This window comes from Paenibacillus sp. sg306046, assembly GCF_059821225.1.
Genome location: NZ_JCAMRT010000107.1, coordinates 1 through 513 on the forward strand (window position 1 = coordinate 1; position 513 = coordinate 513).

Here is a 513-nt window from a genome sequence, read left to right on the forward strand (position 1 = left end):
AGCTTTTCGTTTGATGTATTTGTCGGCGATATAGCCCGGACATTGTATAACGGCGGCCTGATGGTTATTTGCCCCGAAGAAGACCGGATCGATCCGGCGCGTCTGTACGGATGGATTCGCGATTACGGCATTACCGTGTTTGAATCAACGCCGGCGCTGATTCACCCGTTTATGCAGCATATTGCGGATCACGGGCTGGACATCGGAACACTGGAACTGCTGATTACCAGCTCGGACAGCTGCAGTGTGACGGATTACCGGAAGCTGCAGGAGCGGTTCGGCAAGCAGACGCGGATCATCAACGCGTATGGTGTAACCGAAGCGGCGATAGATTCAAGCTTCTATGACGAGCCACTGGCCAAGCTGCCGGAGGCGGGCCATGTGCCGATCGGCAAGCCATGGCTGAATGCCCGCTTTTACATCGTCGATGCAAGGCTGAGGCCAGTACCGATAGGTGTGCTGGGGGAGCTATGCATCGGAGGCCCGGGAGTTGCGCGCGGGTACCTGAACCGT

The 513-nt window shown here is 56.9% G+C and carries 1 protein-coding gene; it reads left to right on the forward strand.

The genetic code is table 11. The annotated features are described in order from the left end of the window. Nucleotides 1–513 (forward strand): AMP-binding protein (locus AC6ROY_RS25500; RefSeq protein ID WP_500103360.1); only part of this gene is annotated, 513 nt, incomplete at both ends.